1 protein-coding gene is annotated in these 363 nt (G+C 71.3%); it reads left to right on the top strand.

The genetic code is table 11. The features are described 5' to 3' along the window. Nucleotides 1–355 (top strand): helix-turn-helix domain-containing protein (locus tag FLX08_RS40190; protein WP_142625462.1); only part of this gene is annotated, 355 nt, incomplete at its 5' end. Between the last annotated feature and the right edge of the window lie 8 nt (nucleotides 356–363).

The raw sequence follows: 363 nt of genomic DNA, 5'->3' as shown, positions 1-363 counted from the left end.
GCTGGCCTCAGCAGGCCCGCACGCGCTGCCCCGGCTCAGCCCGGCGCAGTTCGCCCGGCTGGAGGCCGAGCTGGAACGCGGTCCGCTGGCGCACGGGTTCGCCGACCAGCGCTGGACGCTGATGCGGATCAAGACGCTGATCGGCAGGATGTTCCACCTCGGCTACACCGTTCAGGGGGTGTGGTACCTGCTGCGGCGTAACGGCTGGTCGTGCCAGCGCCCCGCCCGCCGGGCGATCGAGCGGGACGAGGCCGCGATCGAGGTGTGGAAGAAGGAGGTCTGGCCGCAGGTGGAAGATCCGCGGCGGCCGACGGCGCCTGGATCTGCTTCGAAGACGAAGCCGGTCAAGGGCTGAGGCCGCCT

The organism is Microbispora hainanensis (assembly GCF_006874475.1).
Lineage (GTDB): Bacteria > Actinomycetota > Actinomycetes > Streptosporangiales > Streptosporangiaceae > Microbispora > Microbispora hainanensis.
This window is presented reverse-complemented; position numbering and strand designations above follow the sequence as displayed.